This is a genomic window from Actinomadura sp. NPDC000600, from assembly GCF_040492135.1.
Lineage (GTDB): Bacteria > Actinomycetota > Actinomycetes > Streptosporangiales > Streptosporangiaceae > Spirillospora.
Window position 1 is genome coordinate 36,975 of record NZ_JBEUPD010000042.1, and the last position, 13,302, is coordinate 50,276.

General features: G+C 74.3%; 11 protein-coding genes. 6 read left to right on the forward strand and 5 right to left on the reverse strand.

Annotation, left to right across the window (positions count from 1 at the left end; all coding sequences use genetic code 11):
• Positions 1 to 131: 131 nt before the first annotated feature.
• Positions 132 to 1,244 (forward strand): citrate synthase 2, encoded by a 1,113-nt coding sequence (locus ABWI07_RS37765; RefSeq protein WP_149261191.1) that lies wholly within the window; start codon positions 132 to 134, stop codon positions 1,242 to 1,244.
• A gap of 106 nt (positions 1,245 to 1,350) precedes the next feature.
• Here ABWI07_RS37765 and ABWI07_RS37770 read toward each other — a convergent pair whose 3' ends face one another.
• Positions 1,351 to 4,242 (reverse strand): ABC transporter substrate-binding protein, encoded by a 2,892-nt coding sequence (locus ABWI07_RS37770; RefSeq protein ID WP_149261192.1) that lies wholly within the window; start codon positions 4,240 to 4,242, stop codon positions 1,351 to 1,353.
• Between the two features lie 158 nt (positions 4,243 to 4,400).
• Here ABWI07_RS37770 and ABWI07_RS37775 point away from each other — a divergent pair, with 158 nt between their 5' ends.
• Together ABWI07_RS37775 and serC are read left to right on the forward strand one after the other, a co-directional pair.
• Positions 4,401 to 4,796 (forward strand): hypothetical protein, encoded by a 396-nt coding sequence (locus ABWI07_RS37775; protein ID WP_353821471.1) that lies wholly within the window; start codon positions 4,401 to 4,403, stop codon positions 4,794 to 4,796.
• A gap of 44 nt (positions 4,797 to 4,840) precedes the next feature.
• Complete coding sequence (gene serC / locus ABWI07_RS37780) at positions 4,841 to 5,977, forward strand: phosphoserine transaminase (RefSeq protein WP_149261194.1); 1,137 nt, start codon at positions 4,841 to 4,843, stop codon at positions 5,975 to 5,977.
• A gap of 59 nt (positions 5,978 to 6,036) precedes the next feature.
• Here the strand turns inward: serC and ABWI07_RS37785 are convergent, their stop codons facing one another.
• Positions 6,037 to 6,816, reverse strand: a complete 780-nt coding sequence (locus tag ABWI07_RS37785) for a hypothetical protein (RefSeq protein WP_149261195.1) — start codon at positions 6,814 to 6,816, stop codon at positions 6,037 to 6,039.
• On the opposite strand from ABWI07_RS37785, the gene ABWI07_RS37790 reads away from it, so the two are divergent.
• The 3 genes from ABWI07_RS37790 (at position 6,815) to ABWI07_RS37800 (ending at position 10,306) form a co-directional block, all read left to right on the forward strand.
• Positions 6,815 to 6,967, forward strand: coding sequence for a hypothetical protein (locus ABWI07_RS37790; protein ID WP_160161009.1), 153 nt, complete (start codon positions 6,815 to 6,817; stop codon positions 6,965 to 6,967). The genes ABWI07_RS37785 and ABWI07_RS37790 overlap by 2 nt on opposite strands.
• Positions 6,968 to 7,017: 50 nt before the next feature.
• Positions 7,018 to 8,046, forward strand: coding sequence for a hypothetical protein (locus ABWI07_RS37795; protein WP_353821472.1), 1,029 nt, complete (start codon positions 7,018 to 7,020; stop codon positions 8,044 to 8,046).
• Positions 8,047 to 8,182: 136 nt separating this feature from the next.
• Positions 8,183 to 10,306: a hypothetical protein gene (locus tag ABWI07_RS37800; RefSeq protein ID WP_353821473.1), complete on the forward strand. Its 2,124-nt coding sequence runs from the start codon at positions 8,183 to 8,185 to the stop codon at positions 10,304 to 10,306.
• On the opposite strand, the gene thpR is transcribed toward ABWI07_RS37800, so the two are convergent.
• The 3 genes from thpR to ABWI07_RS37815 all read right to left on the reverse strand — a co-directional run bounded on the left by thpR (position 10,243) and on the right by ABWI07_RS37815 (position 13,210).
• The gene (thpR, locus tag ABWI07_RS37805) at positions 10,243 to 10,866 is read right to left on the reverse strand and encodes an RNA 2',3'-cyclic phosphodiesterase (protein WP_353821474.1); all 624 of its coding nucleotides are present in this window, start codon (positions 10,864 to 10,866) and stop codon (positions 10,243 to 10,245) included. The two genes, ABWI07_RS37800 and thpR, sit on opposite strands and share 64 nt — an antisense overlap.
• A gap of 114 nt (positions 10,867 to 10,980) precedes the next feature.
• Positions 10,981 to 12,258, reverse strand: coding sequence for an MFS transporter (locus tag ABWI07_RS37810; protein ID WP_353821482.1), 1,278 nt, complete (start codon positions 12,256 to 12,258; stop codon positions 10,981 to 10,983).
• A 481-nt stretch (positions 12,259 to 12,739) separates the two neighbouring features.
• Positions 12,740 to 13,210, reverse strand: a complete 471-nt coding sequence (locus ABWI07_RS37815) for a MarR family transcriptional regulator (protein WP_353821475.1) — start codon at positions 13,208 to 13,210, stop codon at positions 12,740 to 12,742.
• Positions 13,211 to 13,302: the final 92 nt, after the last annotated feature.

A 13,302-nucleotide genomic window follows, 5' to 3' on the forward strand; every position in this document is an offset into this window, starting at 1 on the left:
TCCACAGCGTCCGAGCCTCTCACCTGGGCCTTGTGCAACTCACATGACCCCTGGGTACTGGTCAGTAAGGCGGACAGGGTTCAATGGCACGGCACCGCCTTATCACTCTTGGGGACGAAAGGCAGGACGACATGTCCGACTTCAAACCCGGTCTCGAGGGGGTCGTGGCCTTCGAGACCGAGATCGCCGAACCGGACAAGGAGGGCGGCGCCCTCCGCTACCGGGGCGTCGACATCGAGGAGCTCGTCGGCCGCGTCTCCTTCGGTGACGCCTGGGGGCTCCTGGTGGACGACAGCCTCGACCCGGGCCTGGCCCCCGCCGACCCGCACCTGCTCCCGGTCACCTCCGGCGACGTGCGGGTGGACGTGCAGAGCTCCCTCCCCACCCTCGCCACCGCGTACGGGATGAAGCCGCTGCTCGACATCTCCGACGAGGAGGCCCGCGCCGACCTCGCCCGGGTGTCGGTGACGGCGCTGTCGTTCGTGGCGCAGTCCGCGCGCGGCGTCGGCAAGCCGATGGTCCCGCAGAGCCGGATCGACGAGTCCGGCACCATCACCGAGCGGTTCATGGTCCGCTGGCGCGGTGAGCCCGACCCCAAGCACGTCCGGGCCATCGACGCGTACTGGGTCTCGGCCGCCGAGCACGGCATGAACGCCTCCACCTTCACCGCCCGCGTCATCGCCTCCACCGGCGCCGACGTCGCGGCCAGCATGTCCGGCGCGATCGGCGCGATGTCCGGCCCGCTGCACGGCGGCGCCCCCGCCCGCGTCCTGCCGATGATCGAGAAGGTCGAGCAGCTCGGCGACGCCCGCAAGGTCGTCACCGACATCCTCGACTCCGGCGAGCGGCTGATGGGCTTCGGGCACCGCGTCTACCGCGCCGAGGACCCGCGCGCCCGCGTGCTGCGCCGCACCGCCAAGGAGCTGGACGCGCCCCGCTTCGAGGCCGCCAAGGCCCTGGAGGACGCGGCGCTGGCCGAGCTGCGCGAGCGCCGCCCGGACCGCCCGATCGAGACGAACGTGGAGTTCTGGGCCGCGGTCATCCTCGACTTCGCCGAGGTACCGACCGCGATGATGCCCGCGATGTTCACCTGCGGCCGCACCGCGGGATGGGCGGCGCACATCCTGGAGCAGAAGCGCACCGGCCGCCTCGTCCGGCCGAGCGCCCGGTACACCGGCCCCGGCAGCCGCTCCCTCAGCGAGGTCGCCGGCGCAGCGGAGGTCCTCAAGCGCCAGGCCGGCTGACCGGCCCGTCCCCCCGCACCGACGCGCCTGAGGCCCCCGGGAGAACCGGGGGCCTTTGCCGTGTCCGGAGGTCGTGCGGTGTCCGGGGGTCGCGCCCGTCCGGCGCCTACCGCGCGGCGCCCCCGCCCCGCTTCTCTCCGGGCGGGCAGTCGGCCCGGCCCTGCACCCCGGCGATGAGGCGGCCGCAGACCTGCTTGACCTCCGTCGTCCCGTCCTGCTCGATCGTCGCGAGGATCACCGGCCGGTCGAGCACCTGGTGGCCGGTGCCGCGGGGGCCGAAGCGCAGCACGCCGCTCGCGCCGTTGCGCAGGACGTCGTGGTCGGGGTCGTTGAGCGCGGCGAACACCGAGCCCGCCGACGGCAGCGCCTTCTCCTGCCAGTAGACCTTGCTCGCCACGGTCGCGACGAGGGTCGCCGCGTCGTAGCTGACGGCGGCGCGGGTGATGGACGGCCGCCGCCCCGTCGGGTCGTCCTCGTCGTCGGTCATCTCGCGGACGGCGGGGTCGTAGTCGGAGTAGAACGTCTGCGGCGACTGGTCGCCGATCCAGCGCCACGTCCACGCCTCCCGCGCGGCCAGCGGCGTGAAGTACAGGTCGAAGGTGTTCTTGCGGCCGAGCTCCTCGGCGTTGTCGCTGACGTACTTGGCGATCTCGTCGTCGGCGAGGACCAGCGGGCGCCGGGGGCACGACAGCTCCAGGACGTTGACGAACGAGCGGAACTCGTCCGACCGGCCCGCGTAGTAGAACAGGTCGGGCTGGTCCTGGCACGCCTCCCTGACCGACTTGTTCAGCTCGCCGGGGTTCCGGTACGGGCGCATGAGCGCCCTGCCGGGCCGGAACGACTTCTGGAAGTCGGTCGCCAGGTTCGCGCTGTAGAGGTCGTCGCGGTCGCCGTCGTAGATGACCACGGCGTCGTCGGCCTTCGTGTCGCCGACGTCTCCGTGCCGCGCCCAGTAGGCGGCGTGCTGGGCGGTCCGCGCGTTCGGCGACGCCAGCCTGAAGTAGTACGGCGAGTAGCCCGCGTCGCCGTCCAGCAGCGCCGTCCCGTCATAGCTGTTGGCGGTGCCTACGAGGGGCAGCGCCGACTTGGCCAGCAGCCTGATCGCCTGCTGGGTCTGCCGGCGGCTCTGCTCGAACCCGATCACGGCGACGATCGAGCGGTCCTCCAGCGCGCGCCGGCGGATCTGCTGGGCGACGTCCTCGGCGTAGCGGAACTTCGCGCCCGCGTTGGCGACCAGCACCCGCAGCCGCAGGTCGTCGCCCTCCGCGGCGTCGTTGAACCGCTTCTGCGCGATCGCCAGCCCGATCAGCTCGCCCTGCACCCCGGCGAGCAGGTCGATCCGCTTGTTCTTGATGGACGGGTCGGCCGTCACCGGGCCGAGGTAGACCACGGTCGCGTACGGCTTGCCGGACTCCATGACATGGTCGTTCAGCGCCTGGATCCGGTCGAGGACCTTGTTGAGCCGGTTGTCGTTGTTCTTGCCGCCGGAGTCCTCGCCGAAGCGGAACGAGCCGTCGGTGATGCCGACGCACTCGCCGTTCGCCATCCGCCTGATGCCGAACGGCGAGCAGTAGCGCACCGCCTGCACGGAGATCACCGAGACGGACGCGGCGGCGACCGCGACCATCGCGATCCACGGCAGCGCCGGATGGGCGAGCCGGGGGCGGCGCCGCACCGGCCGGACGGGCGGCAGGTCGCCGCCCGGGTCGCGGGTGATGTCCACGCGCAGCTCGCGGCGCGAGCCGAGGGCGCCGACGCGCCGCTGCTCGCGCGTGTAGCGGTCCCACAGGCCGCGCGCGGCGATGACGCTCTGCGGCTCGTCCGATGCCACGTCCACCCGGACGGCCCGCGCGATCCGGTCGAGCAGCAGGGGCCCGGACGCCGCGGCCGGGTCGTCGCTCGCGGGCGCGGTCGGGTCGATGCCCGCGACGACGACGAGCGGGTCGAACCCGGGCAGCCGGTCGCTCGCCTGGCTGTCGGCGCGGACCCGTTCGACCAGCTCCACGAACTCCACCCCGGGATGCCCGGCGGACAGCCGCTCGAAGATCAGCACCGGGTAGCGGATCCGGGCCCACGCCGCCCGCCGGTAGTCGCGCCGGTAGTTGCGGCGCAGGTCCTCCAGGAACGCGGCGACGAGCAGCAGGTCGAGCTGCTCGCCGTGGTCGTCCGGCTCGACCGGGCGGGGGTCGAACACGCCGAGCGCGAAGCCGAGGAAGCCGGTGGAGTCGCGGTCGACGTAGGGCTGGCGCAGGAACCAGCCGAACCGGCGCACCCCGTACCAGCCGCGCGTCCGGGCGACGATCTGCACGGTCACGAACGCCAGCCCGATGACGGCCGCGAGCACGGCGGAGGCGAGGTCGAGCGCCGCCGCCGTCCCGGCGCTGATCAGCGCGACGGCCGCGATGCCGATGGGAGCGATCTGCTCCAGGAAGGATAAGAAGATCGCGGGCCTGCTGCGCACCTCCTCGAGATCGCGCAGGACGTCCCGGCCGCGCCGGCGGATCACCCGGTTCAGCTCGCGGCGGCGCGCGTTCTCGTTGTCGCCGACCGGCGGGTGCGTCAGCCGCCGGACGAGCAGGTGGTTCTCGCGCTCGGCCGACGAGGCGCCGCGCGGCGGCGGGCGGTCGCCGGCCAGCCGGATCTCCCGCAGGTCGCGCAGCCAGAGCGCCATCTCCAGCAGCGGGAACCGCAGCGCCGGCTCGCCGCGGGCGCGGCTGCTCGGCTGCGACAGCTCGCGCTTGGCCTCCCGCAGGACGCCCGCGACGTCGGTGGCCGCCGTGTCGGCGGCGATGTGCGACACCGGGGCCCGCTCGTCCTCGCAGCGGGACTTGAGCATCTCCGCGACGTGGGAGGTGGCGCGCCCCGGCCCGAGCAGCAGGAGCAGCGGCCGCAGCCGCTCCCGCCACCGCCTCGGCGGCCGCTCCCGCAGCCGCTCGAACAGGTCGAGCACCCCGCGCAGCCGATCCTCGCTCAGGATCCGGTCGCCGTCGCCCGCCATGTCCCGCCTCGCTTCCGTGCTCGCCTCTGCCCCGGCCGCTCCCCCCGCGCCTCTAGCCCCCGTCTGGATTGGACGCGGACAAGGAGGTATTGGATCGAAACTTCCCGCTGATCATGTGCGGGTTCGCGAAACTCGGCCACTTTGTCATCATTGGCCGCATGAGAGAAGTCCCCTCCGCGGCGGACGAGCCGCTCGAAGGCGACATCGGCCCCGCGTCCGGTGCGGCGTCCGGGGCCGGCTCGGGCCCGGCCGCGCGGCCCGGGGCGCCGGGGGCCGGGCGGGAGAGAACCGAGGCCGCCGAGGCGCTGCGGCGGTTCGACGCGGAGCGCGAGGAGCGCCGCCGGGGCACCGACGCCGTCGCGGGGCGGATCGCCGTCGTGCTCGCCGCCCTCTTCCTGGCGTTCCTGACCTACGACTCCGCGCGCACGGCCGTCGAGGCGCATTCCAGGGGCGACGACTGGCTCTACCCGCCGGGCGTCGTCGGCGGCGCCTGCGCCCTCGGCCTGATCGCCCTGCTCACCTGGGCGTGGCGGCGCCGCCGTCTCGGCATGTGAACCCGACCCGCGATCTTCGCCGCAGGTCAGATAGCCTCGGGTGAGTGACCGACAGCGCGAATCCCACCATCGACATTCCCGCCGATCTCAAGCCCGCCGACGGGCGCTTCGGGTGCGGTCCCTCCAAGGTCCGTCCCGAGCAGCTCGCCGCCCTGGCCGAGTCCGGCTCGACCTACATGGGCACCTCGCACCGGCAGAAGCCGGTGAAGTCCCTCGTCGGCCGCGTCCGCGAGGGGCTGGCCGATCTCTTCTCCCTGCCGGAGGGGTACGAGGTCCTGCTCAGCAACGGCGGCACCACGGCCTTCTGGGACGCGGCCGCGTTCGGCCTCGTGCGGCAGCGGTCGCAGCACCTGACGTTCGGCGAGTTCTCCAGCAAGTTCGCCAAGGTCACCACGGGAGCGCCCTGGCTGGGCGACCCCACCGTCATCTCCAGCCCGCCCGGCACGCACCCCGAGGCGTCCGCCGAGGAGGACGTCGACGTCTACGCGCTCACCCACAACGAGACCTCGACCGGCGTCGCGATGCCGATCAAGCGCCCGGCGGGCACCACCGCGCGGGAGGGTCTCGTCCTGGTGGACGCCACGTCCGGGGCGGGCGGCCTGCCCGTCGACGTTACCGAAACCGACGTCTACTACTTCGCGCCGCAGAAGTGCTTCGCGGCGGACGGCGGCCTCTGGGTGGCGCTCGCGTCCCCGGCGGCGCTGGAGCGGATCGACGAGATCGCCATGTCCGACCGGTACGTCCCGGAGTTCTTCAACCTGAAGACGGTCGTCGACAACTCCGCCAAGGACCAGACGTACAACACGCCCGCCGTGGCCACGCTCCTGCTGCTCGCCGAGCAGATCGAGTGGATGAACGGGCAGGGCGGCCTCCGGTGGACGACGTCCCGCACGGCCGAGTCGTCCCAGCGGCTCTACACGTGGGCCGAGAAGACGGCGTACACGACGCCGTTCGTGGTCGACCCGGCGCAGCGCTCGCAGGTCGTCGGCACGATCGACTTCAACGACGACGTGGACGCGGCGGCCGTGGCCAAGGCGCTGCGCGCCAACGGGATCGTCGACACCGAGCCGTACCGCAAGCTGGGCCGCAACCAGCTGCGCATCGGCATGTTCCCGGCGATCGACCCCGACGACGTCGAGGCGCTGACCGCCTGCGTCGACTACGTCGTCGAGCGCCTCTGAGCATCCGCGAGCCCTGACCGGAGCCCTCGGGGGGCCACGCCGCTCCCCCGAGGGCCGGTTCAGGCGACGGTCAGCAGACCGCCGGCACCGCCCGCCCGCTCCACCACGCTGTGGATCAGGCCGTCGCGGTCGCCCCCGGTGCCGGCCGGGGTGAAGCCCGTCCAGACGCGCGGATCCGTGCCGGCGTCCCGCGCCGCCGGCGTGAAGGCCGCCGACGCGAGGACCTCGGGCAGGTCGCGGCGCCCCGGGCGGCGCTCCATGCCGACCTTCAGATAGGTCCCCTCGCGCAGCAGCACGACGGTGGCGAACCGGACCCGGGCGTGCCGCTCGGCCTCCCGGAACCAGCGCGGGTCGGACGCCCAGTAGATGTTCTGGTCGGTGTCCACGGCCATGGCCAGCGGGCTGAGCGCGCCGCGCGCCAGGTGCACCTCGGTGGGGCGGTCGCGCTCGACCCACGCCAGCGCGACCCGTCCGGCCAGGGCGCCGAGGACGCCGGTGATCTCGGCCGGGGTCCGGCGGCCCGCCAGGAGCCGGTAGATCGGCTCCCCGTCGGCGGTGCCCGCCCGGCGGGTGTGGCCGAGGGCCGCGGCCGCGCGGTCGAGCTCGGGCAGCAGCTCCGGCCGCCAGACCCCCGAGAAGCGGCCGCCTCCCCGCACCACCCGGCAGCCCCCGCCGCCGGCGGCCTGCCCGCCGAGCCCCGGAGCGCCGCCGAGCAGCGCCAGGCCGGCCGCGCCGGTCCCCCGCTCCTCGGCGAGCGCGCCCAGCATGACGACCACGTCCGACGCCCGCCCCGGGTCGGCCGCGAACGGCGAGCGCACCACCCCGAACAATCCGCACATGCAGGATGAGATGCAGATCATGGGTGGACGGTTCGAGGCGGCCGGGAGGACGAATAAGCTCAGGGGCGTGAACCGCGCGCCCCAATGGCTGCTGCCCACCGTTCTGACCGCGCTCATCCTGGCCGTGGTCGTCGGGGCGCTGCTGGGCTGAGCGGCGCGGATCAGGTGATCGTCGGGGCGCGGAACGGGGATGATCGATCCATGTCAGCACGCCGGGCCGCCGTCCGAGCGGGCGCCGCGATCGTCCTCGCCGCCGCCCCCGCCTGCCTGCTGACCCCGGCCCCCGCCTCCGCCGCCCCCGCCGGCGGCACGGCCCGCGGCGACACGGTCGCCTTCACGATCAAGGATCCGCGGATCACCGAGTCCAGCGGACTGGCCGCCAGCGCCGTGCACAAGGGCGTCGTGTACACCCACAACGACTCCGGCGGCGTCCCGAAGATCTACGCGCTCGGGCCGGGCGGGCAGGTCGTCGCCGTGCTCACGCTCGCCGGGGCCGGCGCCCGCGACTGGGAGGCGATGGCGATCGGCAGGGACGGCCGCGGCCGTCCGGCGATCTTCGTGGCCGACATCGGCGACAACCTCGGCGGCGCCTGGCCGTACGTGACCGTCTACCGCATTCCCGAGCCGGCCCGGCTGCGGAGCCGGACCCTCCAGGCCGTCCGGTTCCGGATGAAGTACGAGGACGGGCCGCGCAACGCCGAGACGATGATGATCAACCCGCGCACGAACCGGCTCTACATCGCGAGCAAGCTGTTCGGCGGCAAGGTCTACGAGGCGCCGGCGCGGCTGCGGACCGGCGGGTTCAACGTGCTGCGCAAGGCCGGGGACGCGCCGCCGATCGCGACCGACGGCGCGTTCGCCCCCGACGGGCGGACCTGCGTCATCCGCACCTACTTCGGCGCCCGCCTGTACTCGGTCGGCGCCGACGGCCGCCCCGGCGAGACGATCAAGTCCCTCGACCTGCCCCGGCAGGTGCAGGGCGAGTCGGTGACCTACACCCCGGACGGCAGGTCGCTGCTGGTGGGGTCGGAGGGCACGAACCAGCCGGTCTACCGGGTTCCGCTGCCGGACGAGGCGCTCCCGGCCCCGTCCCCGGGCGCGAAGAACGCGGGAGCGGCAAAGGACGCCGGAAGCGGCCGGCGGGACGCGACCAACACACGGATGGGGCTGTTGTTCGCGCTCGCCATCGCGGGGGCGGTCGGCTACGGCCTGCTTCGGCGGCGCCGGTGACCGGGGGTTTCCGCATGACCGGTGAGACTCATGTGGCGGAAGTGGAGCCCCGACCTGACCGGCGCGATGGATGTCGGTTCCGGAGGGCGACCGGATCGTGGAAGGGGGCGACGGGCCCGCGGGGACCCGTGTGAGGATGCGGACTGTGGAGCATGAGCTGGTGGGCCTCGCGGGATCCGGCGGCCGTTGGCGCCCCGTCGCCGCGGGTCCGTTCACCGTCCTCGCGGTGGCGCTCGCGCTGCTGCCGATCCGGCCGGTGTGGCTGTGGGCCGCGCTGATCGGCGCCGTCGCCGCGTTCCCGTGGCTGCTCGGCGCGGTCCCGGAGGCGCGCCGCCGCCGCCCGCGCCCGTACTGGCGGCTGTCGGCGGCCGGCCTGGAGCGGATCGGCCCCGGCGGGCTGACGATGACCTCCTACGAGCGGTCCCGGATCGACGGCCTGGCCATCACGACGGGCGACGGCGTGCTGACCGTCTTCCACCGGTTCGGGCGCACCGCCGTGGGCGGGATGACGGCGATGGGCCTGGAGCCGCTGTCGGTGTTCGTGACAGCCCGCAGGCTCGGCATCCCCATGCACGTCCTGGACGGCGAGGCCACCGACCTGCTCGACCCGGCGCTTGACGAGGCCCTGCGCATGTCCGGGCTGGAGGACGACGTCCCCGGCGGCGGCGCCCTGCCGCGCGACCACGCGGCCGAGAAGCGCCTCCTGGACCAGGAAGCGGCCCTGCTGTCGGCCGCGCACGAGCCGCCCGCCGAGACGCCCGCCCGCGGCACGTCCCCGGCGACGCCCGACGAGCAGCGGCTGGCCACGCCCGAGCCCCTTCCGAGCCGCCGCCGGATCGTGCTCCTCGGCGCGCTCACCGTCCTGCTCGGCACCGTCATGGTCGTCCGCATCGCGCTCGACGGGACGAGCGAGTTCGGCGCCCGGCTCGCCGCGGGCTGCTGGACGCTCGCCGCGGTCGGCGGCGTTTTCGCGGCGCGCCGCCGGCTGCTGCGGGCCGCGCAGGTCCGCTGGACGATCACGGCGGAGCGGCTGCTGGTGCGGGCCCGCCCCGGCCGCCGCCGCGAGATCCAGGACCTGCGCGCCCGGGACGTCGCGGCGGTCGTCGTCGGGCCCGGCCTGCGGCTGGACCCGGTGAGCGGCGAGCCGCGCCGCGCCGACCTCGCCGCGCTGGCGTTCGGCCACCGGATGGAGCTGGTCGCCCGGCTCCCCGCGCACGGCCTGGACGGGTTCCAGCTCGCGCACGCCCTCGACGACCACGGCTACCGCGTGATCACCCCGGGGGCGCGGTCGCCGCGCCGCCCCGACTACGGGCTCGAAGGGCTGCCGGAGATCTTCGCGCAGGTGCCCGGCGGGCGCCTCGTCGTCGAGGACGACGGGCTCGGCTGGGCCGACGCCGCCGGCGACGTGGTGCTGAAGATGCCCCAGGACCGCATCGGCGGCATCGAACTGCTCACCGTCTCCGGGCACGCCTGGGTCCGGCTGTACGACGCCGACGGCGACGAGTTCTTCGCCGCGCCCCTGTCGGCGCTGCGGATCTCCCGTACCGACCTGCGCGACTCCGCGCGCCGCGCCGGGCTCCCGGTCAACGACGCGGAGTACGACGCCTACCTGAGCGCCGCGTTCCACTCGGCCATGTCCTCGCTCTCCGCCCCCGATCCGGAGCCCGCCCCCGCCCTGTCCGCCAAGAGCGCCGTGCGGGAGGGCGCGGCTCCCCGGCCGGAGCCGTCCGACGAACCCGGGCTCGCCTTCCCCGTCCACACCGCGCCCAGCCCGGTGACCGCGCCGGGCACGGTCCTGGACGCGACCCGCCGGTCCCGCGTCGGCACCTACGGGATGAGCGTCCTGCTGTGCGAGGCGGTGGCACTGCTGGGCGCGGTATGGCTCGGCCCCGACCTCGGCGGGTTCAACACCACGGCGATGTGGTCGGTGCCCGCCGGGCTGGTGATCGGGCTCGTCGGCTACTGGCTGTACGACCGCAACCGGTCGCAGCTGCGCGTGTCGTCGGCCGGGGTCGCCGTCATCACCCGGCGCGGCAAGGTCGAGTGGGACGTGGCCCACGACCGGCTCGGCGGCGTCGGCGTCGACGAGGCGGTCGAGCGGATGCCCCGGCTGGTGGTGTGGGGGCCGTCCGGGCGGGTGCTGCGTCAGATCGCGTTCCCGCCGGACCTCGGCGAGCTGCGCCGCGCCTGCGAGCGCTACGGCGTCCCCTGGGGCCCGCCGGACGCCGACCGTCCCGCGCCCCCGCCGCCGGAGCTGTGACGCAGCGGCCACGTCACCAGCGGCTCGTAGGTGAGCCGGGTGTAGTCCTTGCCGGGCAGGTGGCTGCGCATCAGCTGGACCGAGTCCGCCGTCCACGGCATGCCCGCGAACGACGACAGCGCCTCGATCAGCGACCGCACGTCCACCGGCCGCCGCGACCGCGCCAGCGTCATGTGCGGGCGGAAGCCGCGGTGCTTGTCGGGCAGCGTCCCGACGCGGCGGCCGGCGGCGGTGGTGGAGGCCGCCAGCCGGGCCAGCGCGCGGCGGTCGCCGTACAGGCCCGTCCACAGGACGCGTGCGTGCGCGCCGCTGCCGGGGAACGCGCCCGCGCCCGCCAGTGACAGCGCCATCCGCTCGTGGCGGCCCACGGCGCGCTCCAACCGCGGGAGCAGCTTCTCCAGGGTGCGGTCGTCGACCTCGTCGAGGAACGTCAGCGTGACGTGCATCAGGTCGCGCCGGACCCAGCGCAGCTCGGGGACCGCCCCGAGGTGCGGCCGGACCGCCTCCGCCAGCTCGTCCAGAACGTCGTCCGGCGGGACGAGTGCCACGAAGAGCCTCATGAATCCGTCCACAGGGCCACCCCGCCAGCTTGTCAACAGGTGGCACTCCTTGTCACGCAAATGGGGCCACCCGAATCTTGGTGCCCGGCGGACCGCAGGGGCCGCGCCGGGCCCTTACCGCACGCCTGCGCGGACGCGGCGGAACCGGGCCGGCGCGGGGCGCGCCGCCTTCGGCCCGTCCGGTGAGCCGCCGGCCTCGTCCGACGACCACCGCATGGCGAGGGCTCCCACGGCCAGCGCGGCGACAACGGAGATCAGCCCGCCGAGGACGAGGGACGCCCGCGCGCCGAACTGCTGGGCCAGCCAGCCGATCGCGGGCGCGCCCAGCGGGTTCGTCCCGAGGAACACCAGCATGTAGAGGGCCATGACGCGGCCGCGCATCTCGGGCGCGACGCCGAGCTGGACGGTCGCGTTCGCCGCCGTCATGATCGTCATCATCGCGATCCCGGTCGGCACCAGCAGCGCCAGGAACGACCAGTACGTCGGCATCAGGCCGGTGAGGGCCTCCAGGACGCCGAACACCAGGCCCATCGCCACCAGCAGCCGCAGCCGGGGCCGGGCGACCCTGCGGGCGGCCAGCAGGGCCCCGCTGAGCGCGCCCACCGCCAGCATGCTGGACGCGAGGCCGAACGCGGAGGCGTCGGTGTGGAAGACCTGCTTCGCCACCAGCGCGACCGTGATGTTGAAGTTCATCCCGAACATGGCGAGGAACCCGATGAGGGTGAGGACGAGCATCAGGTCGCGGCGGCCGCGCACGTAGCGGAGCCCCTCGCGCAGCTGCCCCTTGGCGCGCTTGACGGGGGCGGCGGGGTGCAGCTCGTCCGCCCGCATGGCGTAGAGGCCGAACAGGACGGCGCCGAACGACGCGGCGTTCACGAGGAAGACGGGGCCGGTGCCGATCAGCGCGATGAGCACCCCCGCGACGGCCGGGCCGAGCAGCCGGGCGCCGTTGAAGGTGGCGCTGTTCAGCGCGATCGCGTTCGGCAGGTCGCGCCGGCCGACCATCTCGACCACGAAGGCCTGGCGGCTCGGGTTGTCGACGACGGTCGCGACGCCGAGGCCGAACGCCAGCAGGTACACATGCCACACCTGCGCCGAGCCCGAGATCGAGAGCAGGCCGAGGATCAGCGCGAGCACGCCCATCGACACCTGCGTCAGCATCAGCACGCGGCGCTTGGGGTAGCGGTCGGCGATCACGCCGCCCCACAGGCCGAACAGCAGCATCGGCAGGAACTGCAGGCCGGTCGTGATGCCGAGCGCGGTGCCGCTGCCGTGGGCGAGGTCGAGGACGAGCCAGTCCTGCGCGACGCGCTGCATCCACGTCCCGGTGTTGGAGACGACCTGCCCGGCGGCGTACAGGCGGAAGTTGCGGTTGCGGAGCGAGCGGAACATGCCGCCGCCGCCCTCGGGCTCCTCGCCGGGGGCCTCGGCTCCCGCGGAGCGCTCCGTCTCCGGCAGTTCGGGGGCGGACGGTTCGCGCGCGGGCTCCGGGGCGTCCGCGACGGGCTCGTGGAACGTTCCGGCCCTGCCGTTCACAGAAGCACCGTTCACGGAAGCACCGTTCACCGAAGGATCGGCCGCGGAGGCCTCGGAGGTCCCGGCCGCTGAGGGGGCGGTCGAGGAAGGGGCGGCGTCCGGGCGCGCGGCGGGACGGGTCGGCGCGTGCGCGGCGGGACGGGGTGCGGGGCGGCGGCGGCGCGGTCGGGCGGGGCTCGCCAGGGCGGCGGACCGGGCCGGATGTGCGGACCTCCGCCCGCGGCCCCCGCGCGTCGCGGGCCCCTCGGGTTCGTCGGGGTGTTCGTTAGCAGAAGTCATTACCAAGGCTAACGGTAATGGCCGCGCGTACATTCCGGCAAGTGCCCGCGAACCGGGGTCAGGAACGGCTGAGCTTGTCGATGATGGGGGCGGCGCGGCGGAGGATCTCGCGCTCGTCGTCGGTCAGCTCGCCGAGCCGCATGGCGAGCCACGCCTCCTTGCGGCGCCGCTCGTCGGCGAGCAGGGCGGCGCCCGCGTCGGTCGCGTTCAGCACGACCTGGCGCCCGTCGGTCGGGTGCGGGCTGCGCGCGACGAGCCCCCGCTCCTCCAGGTAGGCGATGACGCGGGTCATCGAGGGCGGCTGCACCTTCTCGTGGTCGGCGAGCTCGCGCGGCGTCATCGACCCGTGCCGCTCGATGGCGGCGAGCGCGGCGAACTGCGTGAGCGACAGCGGGCTCTGGCCGCTCCCGCCCGCCGCGGACGGCCGCAGCGTGCGCAGCCGGCGCGACAGCCGCGCGATCGAGATGCGCAGCTCCTCGGCCAGGCCCGGCGCGGACGCCGTGCGGCCCCGGATCGGTGGCAATGTCATCGTCCTCGGTCTCCTGTGCTGCCCATGCTGCCACGCCGCCACTTGACACTGTTGCTAATGTCCTTAGCCTTATAGCTACAGAGTCACAGAGG